The 14,889-nt window shown below is 69.0% G+C and carries 15 protein-coding genes; 10 read left to right on the top strand and 5 right to left on the bottom strand.

Annotation, left to right across the window (positions count from 1 at the left end):
• Nucleotides 1-527 precede the first annotated feature (527 nt).
• The gene (locus ADL29_RS07620; RefSeq protein WP_053922952.1) at nucleotides 528-1,775 is read right to left on the bottom strand and encodes an MFS transporter; all 1,248 of its coding nucleotides are present in this window, start codon (nucleotides 1,773-1,775) and stop codon (nucleotides 528-530) included.
• 301 nt (nucleotides 1,776-2,076) lie between these two features.
• Here ADL29_RS07620 and ADL29_RS07625 point away from each other — a divergent pair, with 301 nt between their 5' ends.
• Nucleotides 2,077-2,766, top strand: a complete 690-nt coding sequence (locus ADL29_RS07625; protein ID WP_053922953.1) for a FadR/GntR family transcriptional regulator — start codon at nucleotides 2,077-2,079, stop codon at nucleotides 2,764-2,766.
• 327 nt (nucleotides 2,767-3,093) lie between these two features.
• Here ADL29_RS07625 and ADL29_RS07630 read toward each other — a convergent pair whose 3' ends face one another.
• Nucleotides 3,094-3,663 (bottom strand): helix-turn-helix domain-containing protein, encoded by a 570-nt coding sequence (locus tag ADL29_RS07630; RefSeq protein WP_053922954.1) that lies wholly within the window; start codon nucleotides 3,661-3,663, stop codon nucleotides 3,094-3,096.
• A gap of 66 nt (nucleotides 3,664-3,729) precedes the next feature.
• Here ADL29_RS07630 and ADL29_RS07635 point away from each other — a divergent pair, with 66 nt between their 5' ends.
• Entirely contained in the window at nucleotides 3,730-4,410 is a 681-nt protein-coding gene (locus ADL29_RS07635; RefSeq protein WP_053922955.1) for an AzlC family ABC transporter permease, read from the top strand.
• Nucleotides 4,407-4,742, top strand: a complete 336-nt coding sequence (locus ADL29_RS07640; protein WP_053922956.1) for an AzlD domain-containing protein — start codon at nucleotides 4,407-4,409, stop codon at nucleotides 4,740-4,742. The genes ADL29_RS07635 and ADL29_RS07640 overlap by 4 nt, the downstream gene beginning before the upstream one ends.
• A 216-nt stretch (nucleotides 4,743-4,958) precedes the next feature.
• On the opposite strand, the gene ADL29_RS07645 is transcribed toward ADL29_RS07640, so the two are convergent.
• Nucleotides 4,959-5,429: a pyridoxamine 5'-phosphate oxidase family protein gene (locus ADL29_RS07645; RefSeq protein ID WP_053922957.1), complete on the bottom strand. Its 471-nt coding sequence runs from the start codon at nucleotides 5,427-5,429 to the stop codon at nucleotides 4,959-4,961.
• Between the two features lie 366 nt (nucleotides 5,430-5,795).
• On the opposite strand from ADL29_RS07645, the gene ADL29_RS07650 reads away from it, so the two are divergent.
• The gene (locus ADL29_RS07650; protein ID WP_053922958.1) at nucleotides 5,796-6,437 is read left to right on the top strand and encodes a hypothetical protein; all 642 of its coding nucleotides are present in this window, start codon (nucleotides 5,796-5,798) and stop codon (nucleotides 6,435-6,437) included.
• Nucleotides 6,438-6,587: 150 nt separating this feature from the next.
• On the opposite strand, the gene ADL29_RS07655 is transcribed toward ADL29_RS07650, so the two are convergent.
• Nucleotides 6,588-7,319, bottom strand: a complete 732-nt coding sequence (locus ADL29_RS07655) for a DUF899 domain-containing protein (RefSeq protein WP_053922959.1) — start codon at nucleotides 7,317-7,319, stop codon at nucleotides 6,588-6,590.
• A gap of 632 nt (nucleotides 7,320-7,951) precedes the next feature.
• On the opposite strand from ADL29_RS07655, the gene ADL29_RS07660 reads away from it, so the two are divergent.
• The 5 genes from ADL29_RS07660 to ADL29_RS07670 all read left to right on the top strand — a co-directional run bounded on the left by ADL29_RS07660 (nucleotide 7,952) and on the right by ADL29_RS07670 (nucleotide 11,219).
• On the top strand, nucleotides 7,952-9,382 hold the full coding sequence (locus tag ADL29_RS07660) for an MDR family MFS transporter (RefSeq protein ID WP_245689213.1): 1,431 nt from the start codon (nucleotides 7,952-7,954) through the stop codon (nucleotides 9,380-9,382).
• A gap of 426 nt (nucleotides 9,383-9,808) precedes the next feature.
• Nucleotides 9,809-9,970, top strand: a complete 162-nt coding sequence (locus tag ADL29_RS43360; protein ID WP_157878418.1) for a hypothetical protein — start codon at nucleotides 9,809-9,811, stop codon at nucleotides 9,968-9,970.
• Nucleotides 9,967-10,179 carry a hypothetical protein gene (locus ADL29_RS46215; RefSeq protein WP_342671144.1) on the top strand — a complete coding sequence of 71 codons (213 nt, stop codon included), beginning with the start codon at nucleotides 9,967-9,969 and terminating at the stop codon, nucleotides 10,177-10,179. The genes ADL29_RS43360 and ADL29_RS46215 overlap by 4 nt, the downstream gene beginning before the upstream one ends.
• Before the next feature lie 90 nt (nucleotides 10,180-10,269).
• Entirely contained in the window at nucleotides 10,270-10,518 is a 249-nt protein-coding gene (locus tag ADL29_RS46220; RefSeq protein ID WP_342671146.1) for an RNA polymerase sigma factor, read from the top strand.
• Entirely contained in the window at nucleotides 10,518-11,219 is a 702-nt protein-coding gene (locus ADL29_RS07670) for a hypothetical protein (RefSeq protein WP_053922961.1), read from the top strand. The genes ADL29_RS46220 and ADL29_RS07670 overlap by 1 nt, the downstream gene beginning before the upstream one ends.
• Here ADL29_RS07670 and ADL29_RS46495 read toward each other — a convergent pair.
• Entirely contained in the window at nucleotides 11,203-11,481 is a 279-nt protein-coding gene (locus ADL29_RS46495) for an alcohol dehydrogenase catalytic domain-containing protein (protein WP_053922962.1), read from the bottom strand. The two genes, ADL29_RS07670 and ADL29_RS46495, sit on opposite strands and share 17 nt — an antisense overlap.
• A 250-nt stretch (nucleotides 11,482-11,731) precedes the next feature.
• Between ADL29_RS46495 and ADL29_RS07680 the strand changes: the two genes are divergently transcribed.
• The gene (locus tag ADL29_RS07680) at nucleotides 11,732-14,848 is read left to right on the top strand and encodes a DUF4132 domain-containing protein (RefSeq protein ID WP_169795202.1); all 3,117 of its coding nucleotides are present in this window, start codon (nucleotides 11,732-11,734) and stop codon (nucleotides 14,846-14,848) included.
• Nucleotides 14,849-14,889: the final 41 nt, after the last annotated feature.

Here is a 14,889-nt window from a genome sequence, read left to right on the forward strand (position 1 = left end):
AAGGCGACACAGGTTTCATGAGGGGCGACCCAGGCCTCACAAGGGCGGGCGGCTGGCGCTGTTGCGGCCACTGGCCGCTGCGTGCCGAGCGGACGGACTCGTGAGGCGTCCGCGTACCTGGACCAGGTGCATGGTTTGGGCCGGTCGGGCGAGCTCCCGGAACTGGTGGGTGAGCGTCCCTTTGCCGCTGCGGGGCCTTCTACCTGTGGTCGCCCCGACCCCACCCGGTTGGGACGGAGTTGGGCGACGCCAGGCTGAGCCTCACTCACGGCGCGGTCACCGGCTTTACGGATGGGCCGCGCTCTTCACCGAACCCTCTGCGACTCCACTGTCGGCGCGATGTATGGCAGGGTCCTGATGCTTCGGAAAGACGCGGGTGGGAGGACGGCGGTGCCGGACGCGGGCTGAACCGAGAGTCCGGGGTGGGCCGAGCGGCACCGCGCGCTGCAGGATCGGCAAGAGTTCGACGTGCGTTCCTTGCGTTCCTTGCGTTCCATGCGTTCCTTGCTGTCGATTGGCGAAGTGCCCTATTGCACCCTGTGGGTGTCTGCGGGCTCAGCCAGTGGCGGCGATTGCGAGCCAGGCACATGCAGAGCGCGGTCGGGAAGCCGGACGGCTATGACAACAGGAACCACGAAGAGCATGAACAGGGCGTAGAACACGGCGGGCAGCCCACTTGAATCGGCGAGCCATCCGAACATCGGGGAGCACAGGCCGCCCGCTGCCATCGCCAGTCCCAGGGTCAGCCCACTGGCCGTACCTGGACGATTGGGCAAGTAGTCCTGGCCAAGGGTCACTTGCGCGGCGAACGGCAGGAACATCGCCACGCCGAACACCCCCGCACTCAGCACCAGAACCGGGAACGCCGGAGCCCAGGCGACACCCAACAGGGCCGGAAGCGCCGCGAGATAGCCGACCCGCACCGAGGTCATCCGGCCGTACCGGTCACCCACCCAGCCGCCGAGCAACGTACCGGCCGCCCCGGCCGCGGTGTACGTACTGAGAACGGCGGCGCCCCCCGCCGCAGACTCGCCCAGATCACGCTGCGCGTGAAGCGACACCATCGACGTGACCGTGACGAACGGAATGGACCATCCGACGATGAGGGCCACCAGACGGGTAAAGGAACGCCAGTCATCCGTTTGTCCCTCACCACCGGACCCTGCCCCGGACCCTGTCCCTGCCTTGGCCGATGCGCCGGTGACGAGCGGAGCAGCCGCCGTGTGGCCCCGCGAGCGCATCCAGGGCCCCTTGAGGGCCCACAGGATGACCATGACCAGGGCAGGGATCGCCAGCAGATAGCTTCCGGCGAACCCCGCTGCCCCGATGACGAGGGTGACCAGCGTCGGAGCGATGGCGCCGCCGATGGTTCCGCCGACGGAGAAAATGCTCATGGCCTTCTGCGAGGATCCGCCGGCTGCACGGGCCTGACTGGTCGCGGGCGGGTGGTACGCCGCAATGCCGATCCCGGCCAGCGCCACACACAACCAGGTGACCAGGTAGTTGCCGGACAGCCCTGCCGCCGTCACACCGAAGGCCGCGGTTCCGAAGCCGGCCGGTACCAGCCAGGGCCGTGGCTTGCGGTCGGAGAGCGCGCCGAACAGAGGCTGGAACAGGCTGGATATGCCACTCGCTGCGAACGCCAGGCCAGAGACCGCTGCGTAGCTGTAGTGACGCTGGGACATCAGGAACGGCAGCATCGCGGGGATCGCGCCCTGATAGAGGTCATTGACCAGGTGCGTCCCGGCCAGGAAGCCGAGTTGTCCTTTTTTCATGTGGAAACGTCCGCTCTCGTTCTCCGTGATACGGGCTAGGGCCTCAGCTACTCAGGTCCTCAGAGGAGTTACCTTAGCGAGCGACGAAGGGACGAGTAAAACCCTTATGTGCCGGGCGGGTTGGACCGTCCAGCGGCGCTTCCGCTGCGCCGACTCTGGCACACCCGCACACCCGCACACCCGCTTCGCCTTCCTCTGTCCGACGGCGGCGTTCTCCCTTCCGCCTGGCCTCGGCGCCATGCCCAGTAGACTCAACGCAATCCAGGTCCAGCCATCAGACAAGCTGAGAGGTGAATGCGGTATGCCGCTCGGCGCTCTCCGTCCAAGCCCTCTGGTCGAACAGGCCACCCAGCACCTGCGCGACCAGATCACTGGAGGGCAGTGGCCGGTCGGGACCAAGCTCCCTGCCGAAACCGCCCTGGCCAAGACCCTCGGCGTGGGCCGCTCCACCGTGCGCGAAGCCCTGCGTGCCTTGGCCGGAGCCGGCCTGCTGCAGGCGCGCCAGGGGGCCGGCGTCTTCGTCATCGCCGACGAGCCCGAGAAGGACTGGGCCACCCGGCTGCGCCAGGCCGCAGTCACCGATATCTACGAGGTCCGCATGCTTGTCGAGGTGCAAGCCGCGCGCCTGGCCGCACAGCGCCGTACCAAAGCCGATCTCACGGCCATGCAGGCGGCTCTGGACGCCCGCCGAGCCGCCGCGGACGGTGATGACGCAGCCTTCGTCGACGCGGACATCGCCCTGCATGCGGCGGTCGTCGCCGGAGCCCACAACCCCGTCCTCACCGACCTGTTCGTCGAATTCGTCCCCGCGCTGCGCAAGGGGCTGATCGATCTGCTGGACATCCTCGGCCTACGCGCCCAGGAGCCGAATCACGGAGACGCCGCCCATGACGCTCTGGTGCGGGCCATCGAGCGCGGTGACGCCGATATCGCCGGCGGCACCCTCCAGGCTGAGCTGGAGCAGACCCTCGCCCGCCTCCACCGCCTCTGAATCACGGCGGTATGAAGCAGGAACCGAAGTGCAGGACCGCTCGTGCGGGTTCTCGATGAGGTAATGAGGGCCCGTTGTGGCCGATGACCTGGCCCGATGACCTGACCGATGGCCTGGTCGAAGGCGGGCCGCTGCCGTCGCGGGTGCCTCGTCGCCTGGGATGTTCTGGCCGGTGGATCCATACAGTGCGTCCGGGGTCTCTCGATGTCTGTGATGAGTGGGACGGGTGCGGCCCGGCCCGCAGCCCAGGTCGAGCGGTTTCTGCGGACTGGGCATCCAGTGCGTCGAGCATGGACGGCGGCCTGAGGATGCGGAGCTGATGGTGCGTCAGAGGTACTCGGAGGCGAGGATGGCCTGGGTCGCCGGTTCCCGCGCCTCGAAGACGTGTGCCTGGTCGCCCGGATAGGCCGCGTAATCACCCGGGCTCAGTTCCACGGGGTCGTCGGCCGGGCCGACCAGGGCCCGGCCGGCGGTGAGCAGGACGTGCTCGACGACTCCGGGTGCGTGCGGGGCTGAGGTGTGTGGCGTGCCTGGTTCGGCGTCGATGCGGTAGAGGTCGCGGCGGGCGCCGGGTGGGCAGGCGGAGAGCAGGGTGGCGCGATAGTCGGCCTGGGCTGAGGCGACCGCCTGGCCCTCGTCCGCTCTGATCACCTGGACCCGGGGCCGGGGCGGATCGAGAAGCCGGGAGAAGGGCAGCTCAAGGGCCGTGCACAACGCCCACAGTGTCTCCAGGCTGGGATTTCCCTGCCCGGCCTCCAGCTGGGACAGGGTGGATTTTGCGATGCCTGCTCGATGTGCGAGCTCGGTCAGGGAGAGCCCTGCGGCCTGGCGGCCCCGGCGCAGGGTGGCGGCGATGGAGTTCATAGGGGGCTTCGATGTGCTGCCTGCTTGGGCCATGCGTTCGCTCCAGAAGTCATTCGTTCGCCTTGACGAACACCGTCCAGGGTGTTCATTCTATCGGTCATGTATTCGTTATGGAGAACGCTCGATCGGCCGTTGTTGCGCGACATCGCGCTCGTGTGCCTGGCCGTGGGCGTGATCGGTCTCTCGTACGGCGCGATCGCAGTGGCCTCCGGCTTCCCCGTTTGGTTCCCGGTGGTACTGGGCCTGCTCGTGGTCGCCGCGTCGTCGGAGTTCCTGTTCATCGGGATCATCGCGGCCGGCGGCAGCCCGGTGGCCGCGGTCCTCGCCGGACTCCTGGTCAATGCCAGGCATCTGCCGTTCGGGCTCGCGGTGCCCGACGTCCTCGGACGCGGCGCGTGGCGCTTCCTCGGTACCCACCTGATGAATGACGAGACGGTCGTCTTCGCCCTGGCCCAGAAGGACACCGCCCGGGGGCGCGCCGCGTACTGGGCCTGCGGCCTGGGCATCATGGTCTGCTGGCCGGCCGGAGCCGCGATCGGCGGTCTGGCCGGCACCGTCATCCACGACACCGGCGCCTTCGGTCTCGACGCGATGTTCCCGGCCGTCCTCCTGGCCCTGATCCTCCCGGCGCTGCGCGGGGACAGGGACAAGCGGCGCGCCGCCCTGGCTGGTTCGGCCCTCGCGCTCGCCGCCGTCCCCTTTCTGCCCGCCGGTCTTCCCGTACTCCTCGCATTGGCCGGACTGTCGCTCACCACGGCGCGGAAGGAGGCTGTGCGATGAACTCTCCGATGCACAGCCCGGGCACTCTCATCGTCGCGATGCTCGTGCTCGCCGCGGGGACATACGGCTTCCGGCTCGCGGGCCCGCTGTTGCGCTCCCGTCTGACCTTCCCACCGCGCGCCGAGCGGTTGATGGAGACGTCCGCGATCGTGCTGCTGGCCTCACTGGTGGCCACGACCGCCCTCACGGAAGGGCACGGGGCCGCCGGTATTGCCCGGCCGTTCGGGGTCGCGGTGGCGGGTGTCCTCGCCTGGCGCAAAGCGCCGTTCCTGGCTGTGGTGCTGGCCGCGGCCGTGGCCACCGCGGTGCTGCGCCTGGTCGGAGTCGAGTGAGCGGTGCGGGTACCCGCCCTCGACGCACTTCATCTGTCGCGTCGCGCCACGCGGCAACGGGGCGTAGTCAATTCTGGTGGAGTGAGCACACGGCCTCAACCACCTCAGGCGACACCGCGCCGTGGCAACGCCGTACGACTGGCTCGCGGTCCGCTATGAGACGACGGTCCTCGTCGCGGCCATCAACGAGTGGCTCAGTGCCGTTCGGGACATGCCTTAGACCAGCCACGTCCCCTCACGCATCAGGGTCCGTCCGTTCATCTCGGGAACGGTTCCCCACGCCTGCAGAACCTCTGGGATGACCTGGAAGAAGACGTAAGAGGGATGATCCTCCCGAGGATCCCAGCCGTCCTTGGCCGCGAAGGCATCGCCCACCTCAACGGGGAGTTCCTCGCGGGTCAGCATGCGCGCGGTGCCGTGGACCAAGACCACGTCCCGGGTATGGCCGAAGCAAAGGCGGACCTTTCCCGTGGCAGACAGGTTGCGCCCGGTCGGGTTGGTGACGCGGGTGGACAGCCACACAGTCTCGCCGTCCCACCAGAAGGCAAGCGGAACGAGGCACGGCTCGCCGGTGGCGTCGGCCGTGGCGACCCATACATCGTTGTCCCGCGTGAGCCGTTCCAGCGCCTCGTGCTTGCGCTGCTCTGGGCTGCGGGGCCCGCGGAGACGAGAATCAACTGACGTCATGGCGCGAGGTTATGGCTTCAGGCGCTGCACCACATCCGTCAGTGGAAGTAGGACTCAGGGCCGAGAGTCGGTCTCATCGCGGCAGCCAGATGAAAAATGCAGGGCAATGCACCCCTGGGGAGAAAACGACCTCGGAATGTGTGGTTTTGAACCCGCGTCGGCCGCAGGAATGTCAACTGATCCCACTCTCACGGTCCTTCCCGCAGCAGATGCGAGGTCGGTCGGCAAGGACGGCCCAGGCCCTAACGATTCTTGTCCCTGACGTGACAGCGCGATCTGGTAGACAAGCCGCCTCGGTTCAGGGCACCTGCCGGGCGGCCTGCGCCGGGTCGGTGAGGGTGACGTGCACAGTTACGGGGAGACGGTATGTACAGCTTTTACGTGTTTGAAGGGTCGTTCCACCAGGGTGGAGGTGGGTGGGAGGACATCGAGGTCAGCAACAGCCTCTCAGAGATCAAGCAGGCCGCCATCGACTACATCCGGCTCGGCAACTGGGCCGACTCACGCGACGACTTCATGGTGAGGGCGTACGTGGAGGGCAAGCTGGCCGTGGAGGAGGACCTTTACCCGTTCCTTCAGGTCACAGTGTCCGGACTGACCACCATGAGCTTTCAGGAGAAGGGAGAGCCTCGAGGAGGAGTCCCCGAGCCGGGGAGCGAATACGAGGAGGAGTGGCGCGAGTACGAGGAGGAACAGAGCGAGTGCGAGCTCGAGGACAGGCGCGAGTGGGTGGAATACTTTCTCGTCCACGCGTTTGCGGAGACAGCGGCAGAGCGCCCCGACGACATCGAAGTGACGATCGACTGGGCACGCCTTGCGCTTCCCGAGCTGACACAGCCACTGCTGCCGGAGGGCAGGGGCGTCTTCGTCCGGCGGGACGAGCGCGGAAAGCGGTGGAAGGACGCCGTTGCGGTCGAGCGTGAGATCGGTCCGGACGAGGACCCTGAGGAACTGTTCGAGGGGCGCGGTCGATACCTCACGTATGGCTACAACTCCATGTTTCTGTAAGCGGCTTGGGCCGTCGCGTCCCGCGTCCGGCATCGCGCGTCCCGCGTCCGACGGCAAGGTCGTGCATCGTCCGCGACTCGACGTCGTCGGCTCCGCCGAAGCCGGTCAAGCTCCTACTCGGTCTTGGCACCCCCACAGTGCCAGGTGCGGTTATGTCGTCGTCGGGGGCCTCGCGCCGCGGCGGGTTTGGGCCAGCCATTCCGGGGCCGGTCTGGCGGAGTCGCCGTACGCGTCGTGCCAGTTCCACCATTCGTACGGCGGGGTTTGGGGGTAGCCCTCGGGCGAGTCCTCCCATGTCTCCTGCCGTCCGAGCGCGGTCATGTCGAGGTAGCTCCAGGTGTTCCCCAACGGCTCGTCGCCGCGGGCGTTGATGAAGTAGGTGCGGAACACGCGGTCGCCATCGCGGATGAACGCGTTCGTGCCGTGCCATTCATCCACACCGAAGTCGGTGTCGAAGTCGTCGGTGATGGTGTACCAGGGCATCGTCCAGCCCATCCGCGCCTTGAGGCGTTCGATGTCCGTCTGGGGCGCGGGCGAGGCAAAGGCGAGCGTGGTGTCGCGGGCGTTCAGATGGGCGAGGTGGCCGACGTGGTCGGCGACCATGGAGCAGCCGCGGCAAGCGTGATCGGGCCAGCCGAACACGTCCGGCTGGAAGAAGGCACGGTAGACGATCAGCTGACGACGCCCGTCGAACAGGTCGAGCAGGCTCGCCTTGCCCTCGGGGCCGTCGAACGCGTACTGCTTCTCCACCGCCTGCCACGGCATCCGGCGACGCTTGGCGGCCAGCGCGTCGCGGGCGCGGGTCAACTGCTTCTCCTCCGCGAGCAGCTCCTGGCGCGCGGCCTCCCACTCCTGTGGCGAAACGATCGGGGGTGTCTTCATAGTGACGTTCACCTTCCGGTTCGGTCCGGGGTCATGCCCTGGGCCGGGGACGTGAGCGGGGAGCCGCTCCGCCGGCCCCTGCGTCCAGGGTCGGCCGTCACCTGAACGGACGCACGTCGAGCGCGCCGCGACCCGGCTGCCCCATGAAGAGACGGCAGGGGGGCATTGCATTTCAGCCAATTACTGGCGACAGTTTCGGATCTACTTTTAGGCAGTCTGTAGCTGGGAGATCCGTAGGTTCCGCTGATGGTGACGGCGGTGCCAGTGCTTGCACTGAATGGGGACGAGGCGAATCCGTACGGCGTGACGGGGTGATGGGGTGACGGGGAGCTCCTGCCGTTGGCGTAGGGGGAGTGGCTGGTGGTCTGTGCGGGCCTGGAGGTCCTTTCGACAGGCGGCGGATACCTTCGTGAGCAGGCGAAAATTCGAGTGAGATCGGCGCGACAATGCGGAACACTCGGGCCGACCGATGAGTTTTGCCATGCCTGCCGGTCTGTACCGCTATCACCACCCACGTTCGTGCCGACAGCCCTTGGCTGCGAGGCGACTGTGACCAGGAACCCCAGCGAGGTGCTGCCATGCCAACTGCGATCCAAGAACGACCGGCCGTGAAGACGGGCCGCATACCGACCGTGGTGCGGCTGCTGGTGCTGGCCACGTTCGTGGTGATTCTCAACGAGACGATCTTGATCAACGCCATCCCGCGGTTGATGGACTCGTTGCGCATCACCGAGCAGTCGGCACAGTGGGTGTCCACCGCGTTCATGCTGACCATGGCCGCCGTGATTCCGATCACCGGCTGGTTCCTGCAGCGGGTCACCACCCGCCAGGCTTACGCCATCGCGATGGGCGTGTTCCTCGCGGGTACCGCTCTGTCGGCCGTCGCGCCGTCCTTCGAGGTACTGCTGCTGGGCCGGATCGTGCAGGCCGCAGGCACAGCCGTGATGATGCCCCTGCTGATGACCACGTTGATGATCGTGGTGCCTGAACATGACCGCGGCCGGGTGATGGGCAACGTCACCCTGGCGATCTCGGTGGCGCCCGCGCTCGGGCCTGCCGTGTCCGGACTGATCCTGCAGGTCGGCTCCTGGCGCCTGCTGTTCGTGGTCGTCCTGCCGATCGCGGCTCTGGTGACCGTGCTCGGGCTGCGCAAGGTGGAAAACATCAGCGAGCCGCAGGTGAGCTCCATCGACTGGCTCAGCGTCTCCGTGGCGGCGCTCGGCTTCGGCGGCCTGGTGTACGGCCTGAGCCTCCTCGGCGAAACCGACGGCGGGATCGGGCTCGGCATCGGCATCGTCGTCACCGGCATCGCGGCCATCGCGGTTTTCGTGATCCGCCAGCTCAAGCTGCAACGTAGCGGCGTGCCCCTGATGGACCTGCGCACCCTCGGGCACCGCACCTTCGGCCTTTCCTTGGCCCTCATATCCATCGGGTTCCTGGCGATGCTCGGATCGATGATCCTGCTGCCGCTGTACCTGCAGAACATGCGCGGGCTCAGCCCGCTGGAGACCGGCCTGCTGGTCATGCCGGGCGGTCTGGCCATGGGACTGCTTGGGCCGACCGTGGGAAAGGTGTTTGACCGGTTCGGCAGTCGGCCGCTGGTGCTGCCCGGCTCGATCGGCATGGTGCTCGCCCTCGGCGGTTTCACCCAGGTCTCGATGACGATGCCGTACTGGCAGGTGCTGGGACTGCACGCGCTGCTGATGGTGAGCCTGGCGGCGACGTTCACCCCCGTCTTCACGCTGGGCATGGGCGCGCTTCCCCCGCACCTGTACTCGCACGGCAGCTCGATGCTCGGGACCTTGCAGCAGGTCGCCGCGGCGTTCGGGACCGCGCTGGTGGTGACCGTGATGACCGCGCGCACCGGTCACCTGGTGGCCGACGGCGTCGCCGCCGTGCCCGCCCAGCTGAGCGGGATGAAGCTGGCCTTCGGCGTCGCCGCCGCTCTCACCTTGGTGACGATCCTCGTTGCCGCGAGACTGCCGCGCCGGATCGCTGCCGCCGACTCCCAGGACGACGACAGGGCCGCGGACCAGCCCACCGAAGATCTTCCGCGCGGCTGACCTGCCGCGCCTCCTCGCGTCGCCGACAGGGGGACCTCGATCTCGGGTGGCAGACCGGCGCGGCGCGGGATGTAGCAGCCTCGTAAGGCCCCTGGGTCGTCCCGGAAAAACACCGAAGTCCGGTCCTCCCGGAGGTTCCGCACAGGTCAACGCCGACCAAAGCGGAGTTGCGGCGCGGGACAGAGGGGCTGGTCAGACACCCCATGGCGTTCGAGATCGGCAGCATGGAGGTGGGTGAGCGTTCGGGCAATCCCGCCTTGAACAAAGGAAGCTGACAGCTCGTTAATCGAACGTAAGATTCTCCGCTCACCTGATGCACGATCCGGCCCCGGGAATCGCTATAGAGGGCAGAGGATGCACAAGGCGTCCTCGGGACGCAGTGGGAGGAACGCGTCTCACCAACCATCGGAGGGGATTCCCGACTCCGTGAAGCTTCATCTCGTAGAAGACCTGCTGACGGCCGCAATGGCAGTGAGGGTCTTCGGGCGTGACGCTCTGACGGTCCTGCGCCGTCTGGCCGCAGCAAGCGTGCTGATGGGCATGTCCGAGCTGCGTGGCAGGCGCGAGGCCGGCGGAGGTGAGCAGTGACCCGCCGCAGCGCAACGCTCCCCATGACCGAGCTGCCCGCCGACTTCCGGGCCTTCCACCAGCTCTACCGCGGAGCCTACGTCCACTGGGCGGAGCTCTACCTGAGCAATCGTGCCGACGCCGAAGAAGCCGTCGACCAGGCCTTTGAGCAACTCTTCCTGGACTGGTCCGACGTCCTGGCCAAGGAGAACCCCAACGCCTACGCCTGAGGCATAGTCAAGCACCGCACCATCGACTGTGCCCGCGCCCGCGGCAAACGCCCCGTCCTCATCGACACCGCGGCCTTCGAGACCGCCGCGCTGCGGGACGCCGTCGACAAGATCGGCGAACTCGAAGAGGGCCTGCACATCTACGCGGCCATCCGCGCGCTGCCCGAGCGCCAGCACGACACGATCGTCCTGCTCTACTGCCTGGGCTACAGCGTCGGCGAGGCCGCCGACATCCTCGGCGTCAGCCAGGCCGGCGTCCGCTCCACCGCCCGCTACGCCCGCCACCGCCTGCGCGAAATCCTGGACACCGACAACCGCACCGAGCGGGAGGAGAAGTGATGAGCGAAGCTGTCGACCGGGCGCTCGCCAAGGCCCGCCTGCCTCGCCGGCCCTACACCGCCACCGAGGCGGCCGAGGCCCGGCTCACCGCGCGGATCACCCAGCGGATGTGGCACGGCGCGCTGACCTTCGACGACCAGATGGAACCCGCCCGCACCGCAGCCGTACGGACCCCGGAGCGGGCCGGACTGCCGCGCCGGGTCCATCACCGGCACCTGCGCACCCTGTGCGAAACCGTGGTGGCCAAAGACCTGCACAAGCTCGGCACGTTCCTGTCCCGGCGGATCCTGGAACCAGAGGGTGCGCGGGTGCTGGGCTGTGTCCTGCATCTGGCGGATCGCGTGGACAGCGCCCAGTTCTGGTGGCAGTTCGCCGCCGGCGCGGACGACACCGGCGCCGCCTGCTGCCTGTATCTGCACCACATGGCCCTGGGCGAGACGGGCCAGGCGCGGCTCTGGTACGACCAGGCGGGGTTCGAGGCCCACTTCCCCCGCACTCCCGAATGGGCAGACCGGCGGGATCTGATGGCGGCCCTGCGGATCCTGGAATTCCTGCGAGAGGACCATACGCACTTTTCTGCCGCCGCCACCGCGGTGATCGCCTACGTGCCGCACGCCCTCGGCTTCGTCGACGATGTGGAACTACCCCTGCCCGACGCCGACTTCGCCACCCGCATCGAAGAACTCACCGCGTGCAACTGAACCGGGCCGGCTGCCGCCGTGGCCGCACTGGCGCGGACCGGCTTCGCGGTGTGCCTGCGGCGAGATGACGTGGGCGAGGGATGCTGTCCAGCGTGGCGGGTGCCAGGACCACCTCGGCGTAGGCGCCTGAGGTGGTCAGTGCGGTGACGGCCTTGCCGACACGGCGTGCGTCGATACCCGCCGCGACCGCGACGATGTGGCCGGAGGCCTCGAGCCCTGGGACGAAGGGGCGCGGGGCGGCGGAGTGGCCGTCCCTGACCATGGTGTCGCGTCCCGCTGGATCCGGGCGTAGGCCAGACCTGAGCCCGCGGTCCCCGTCCGCGTCTCCTGGCTGAACCCGGTGGGGAGGCCGGGCCGTGTTCGCCGTACCGGCGCTGGAGTCGGAGGCGGCCGACCTCCGGCCGTGACGAGGGTGTTCGCGGTCTGCGGAGAGCGATGTCAGTGGCTGCTAGTACCTTGAGATGGCCTGCTCGGGGAAGTGCGGGCACCGATGCACCACGGGGGTACACACGATGAGTTCGACCACTGCATGGAGGGCTGCCGGGGACTATGAGCTGACACTCGATCCCTGGGCCGGGCCGAAGCCGGTGCTCCGCTGCCGCACCGCGGCGGGGCGCGAGCTGAAGAAGGTGCCGCCTGTGCTCAAGGCCGAGCCGCTGGTGCGGGAGCTGACCGCTCTGGCGGAATGGATCGGCGACCATGCCGCCCAGGCGCTGACGAGTGTCGAACGGTGGATGACGCAAACCCTGCCGGTGCCCGCCGCGTTGATACGGCAGGTGTGGCCCGACCCGTACTGGCAACGCGCTCTGCGGTACGCGGTGATCGCGCCGTGCGGCGGTGCGGGGGACGGGGCGGGCGAGCCGGATGTACGGCGCGCCGGGGTGCTCACGGGTGTCGCACCGGGGCCGGGCGGTGCCCTGACGGTGACGGGACTCGACGGGGAACGCGAGCTGGACGACGCCATCATCGTGATCCCGCATCCGGTGCTCCTCGACCCGCGCGGCACCGGGCTGCTGCAGCGCTGGCGGAAGCTGCTGGATCCGCTGGGCGGGGAGCAGGGGATCGAGCAGCTGAACCGCTCGGTGTACGTCCGGCCGGACTGCTCGCCGGCGCCGGGGGCGCGGAGCACGCGGGAGGGGCTCACGGTCTTCCACGGCGCCGCGTACGAGTCCGGTGCCCGCTTCGAGCATGTGGTGACGCGCTTCGGCGGACGTATCGGCGGGGAGCGTGCCGGTTTCACCTTCGGCCATCAGGGACGTGCGTACGGCATGGTGGCCGATCTGCGCTACCAGGGACCTGCCGCGCCGGTGACCGTGCATGACTTCTGGTTCACCGACGGCCGGGGGCGGCAGGGGCTGGGGACGTACGACGCGGTGCCCCGGGCCGTCTGGTCCGAGGGGATCAGAGCGATGGCAGCCCTCTACGACGAGCGGGAGGCCGCTGCGGGGCGCTCGTCAGGGACCATGCCGGCCGACTCGGCCTGCGGGTACCAGTCCTTTCTCGTCGCGTGCGCGGAGTACGCCGCGGCGGGCGCACCGGAGGCCGGCCCACCGAAGCCGCGGCAGCCGGCCGACGCACGTCAGCTCCTCGACGCGGGCGCGGTGTTGGCGGGCGACCCCGCCGGTCCGGACGAGGAGCTGCTGACCGCGCGCCGCTACGGATCGCCGTTGCTGGAGGACGGCGGGTGTTTCGTACGGCTGGTCGTGGCGCGGGCGGTCGAGGCGCAGGACGCGGTGGCGCGGGCGCTGGGCCTGGAGCCGGACGCGGGCGAGGCCGCGCCGGTCGGCAGGACGCCGGTACGTCCGCTGGACTTCCTGTCCCGGGTCTGCCGGGTGCACCCGGAGTTGGCACGGCAGGCGATGGGGCTGCTCGCTCCGCTGCGCGCCTGCGCGAAGGCGGCCGGGACGAAGCCGGGCCGGGCCGCGACCCAGCTCCGGACGAGCCTGAAGAAGCTGACCGCACCTCACCCCGAACTCCTGCCGTACGCCCTGGACGAGGGCGCGCGGATCGTGGCCGCAGCGGGCAGTGTCGCGATGGCCAGGCCGCTCTACACCGAGGCGCGGGCCGCCGAGAAGCGGCTGGGCGGCATCGACGAGAGTGTGCTGCGGGAGCTCGTCTCGGAGTTCCGCGTGCTCGGCGTCGTCGACGAGAAGGCGCTCAGGCAGTACCGGGGCGACCTCGCCGCGCGCTCGTCGGCGAGCGAAGCGTACGAGAGCTATCGCCGGCTCGTCCTCGAATGGTGCCGCAGGGAAAGCGAGACCCCCACGTCCGTCGTGCGGGACGGGGTCACCCACTACCGGCAACGTGACATTCCCGCGTCCTTCGCCGACGAGCTGGCGGCGGGAACCGACGGTCCGCCGGCCGCCGACGACACCCACACCGAGATCTTCCACCTGCTGCTGCGCAACGGCGGACTGCAGAAGGCAACGGCGCCCGTGTGGGAGGCATGGGCGGCGCCTCTGGAACGGGACCTGGTGGAGCACCCCGACACGGCCGGACACCTGAGGACCCACCTGCCGCAGCCCCAGGGCTCCTCGGCCGCGGCGAAGACCAGGGCCGCCGAGGCATGGCTCGCCCTGATGGCACGCGTCGGCCTGCTCGAGCGGCTCACCGGGGAGACGGAGCCCGTCTCCGCCGGGTCGGCGAAGGACGCGAACGCCTGGCTGACGCTGTTCCTCCGGCAGTACGCGGGGCTACGGCAGCCCGTCGCCGGCCTGGAGCCGGTGGTGGCGTCGATCGCGGCACGGATGCGCGAGGCGGGCGAGACCCGTGCGCTACTGCTCGGGCTGGAGACCGATGCACTGGGGGGTGACTTCTGGGGCGTCGGTGTCGACCTCGGGGTGCTCGCCCTGATGAAGCGGGTGGGAATGCCGCTCGGTGAGCCGGCGGACGAACAGGGCGTCTTCGCCCTGCAGTGGATACAGCGGCGGGGGACCGACGGTGTCGAATCCGTACTGGCCGACCCCGCGTTCCGGGAGCCGATCCGCGCCGAACTGACCGGCGCCGTACGGGGGAGCCTGGGATACACCGTCACACGGCACTGCCTGACGCCGTTCCCGAAGGTCACGAAGCGGGTGGCCGCGCTGGAACCACTGCGGGCACTGATGACCGGGATCCTCGACGAGCGTGCGCGGCGCGTGCGGGAGGGCGGCGCGGACGCGCTGTTCGCTCTCCAGGACCTGCTGCTCCATGTGGAGCCCTTCGTCGTTGCCGGGGCGGCGCACCACTTCGACGCGTACGTACAGGAGGCACTGGCCGCCGAACCGGCCGCACTGCTCGCGGACACCCTGCGCGCCCGCTGCCTCGCCCACGGGCACGACGGCGACCGGACGGCCGCATGCGGACTGCGGGAGGTGACCGCCGACCACGCGCGGGAACTGCTCGAATCGACGGACGCGGCCACCCGGCACCGCCATGCGCAGATGTTCGCCGTGGAGCCGGCCACCCGCAGGAGCAGGTACCTCGACTTCCACCCGGGATCCGGGTTCGCGCAGGATCTGCTGCCCGGGATCGAGGAGGCACTGCCGGAGATCACGGACGACGCCTGCCGATCGCGGGCCCTGGGGGTTGTGCAGGGCGTGCTGTGGTACGAGATGTGGCAGGCAACGCTCCGGAGGTTGGTGCGCTGACGCCGATTCGGTGCGCCCGCATGGCACTTCGCCCAGTGCAC

Origin of the sequence: Streptomyces chattanoogensis (assembly GCF_001294335.1) — a bacterium.
GTDB lineage: Bacteria > Actinomycetota > Actinomycetes > Streptomycetales > Streptomycetaceae > Streptomyces > Streptomyces chattanoogensis.

Coding starts and splice junctions, on each gene's coding strand:
- ADL29_RS07620 (WP_053922952.1), bottom strand. CDS start 1,775: ATGAAAAAAGGACAACTCGGCTTCCTGGCCGGGACGCACCTGGTCAAT.
- ADL29_RS07680 (WP_169795202.1), top strand. CDS start 11,732: ATGAGTTCGACCACTGCATGGAGGGCTGCCGGGGACTATGAGCTGACA.
- ADL29_RS07635 (WP_053922955.1), top strand. CDS start 3,730: ATGTATTCGTTATGGAGAACGCTCGATCGGCCGTTGTTGCGCGACATC.
- ADL29_RS07645 (WP_053922957.1), bottom strand. CDS start 5,429: ATGACGTCAGTTGATTCTCGTCTCCGCGGGCCCCGCAGCCCAGAGCAG.
- ADL29_RS07630 (WP_053922954.1), bottom strand. CDS start 3,663: ATGGCCCAAGCAGGCAGCACATCGAAGCCCCCTATGAACTCCATCGCC.
- ADL29_RS07670 (WP_053922961.1), top strand. CDS start 10,518: ATGAGCGAAGCTGTCGACCGGGCGCTCGCCAAGGCCCGCCTGCCTCGC.
- ADL29_RS46495 (WP_053922962.1), bottom strand. CDS start 11,481: ATGGTCAGGGACGGCCACTCCGCCGCCCCGCGCCCCTTCGTCCCAGGG.
- ADL29_RS07625 (WP_053922953.1), top strand. CDS start 2,077: ATGCCGCTCGGCGCTCTCCGTCCAAGCCCTCTGGTCGAACAGGCCACC.
- ADL29_RS07640 (WP_053922956.1), top strand. CDS start 4,407: ATGAACTCTCCGATGCACAGCCCGGGCACTCTCATCGTCGCGATGCTC.
- ADL29_RS07650 (WP_053922958.1), top strand. CDS start 5,796: ATGTACAGCTTTTACGTGTTTGAAGGGTCGTTCCACCAGGGTGGAGGT.
- ADL29_RS07655 (WP_053922959.1), bottom strand. CDS start 7,319: ATGAAGACACCCCCGATCGTTTCGCCACAGGAGTGGGAGGCCGCGCGC.